Origin of the sequence: Psychroserpens luteolus, assembly GCF_021032705.1 — a bacterium.
In the GTDB taxonomy this organism is placed as follows: Bacteria; Bacteroidota; Bacteroidia; order Flavobacteriales; family Flavobacteriaceae; genus Psychroserpens; species Psychroserpens luteolus.
Window position 1 is genome coordinate 1 of record NZ_JAHVXI010000044.1, and the last position, 346, is coordinate 346.

General features: G+C 40.2%; 1 protein-coding gene. It reads left to right on the forward strand.

From position 1 onward, the window contains the following. A partial coding sequence (locus KWG70_RS17760) for a hypothetical protein (protein ID WP_230937378.1) occupies window positions 1–346 on the forward strand: 346 nt, incomplete at both ends.

The following is a 346-nucleotide window of genomic DNA, read 5'->3' on the forward strand; positions in this document are numbered from 1 at the left end:
GAGCATGTGAGATATCAGGAGAAGTTCAAGGTGAATTAAGTGGATCTTACACAGAATGTGGAGGAACATTAGAAGTTGACTGGACGTACACTGATGATTGTGATAGAACAATCACAGCTAAGAAGACAATCACAGTATTACCAGCACCAGCTGCAGAGTTTGATGAAGTAGAAGACATGGAGATTTCATGTGAAGAAGCAAATTCATACCAAGCAGGATCATTAGGATACACTAATGGAGGAACTGGATTATGTGAGATATCAGGAGAAGTTCAAGGCGAAGCTACACCAGATTACGATGAGTGTGGTGGAGTAATTATTGTAAACTGGACATACACTGATAACTG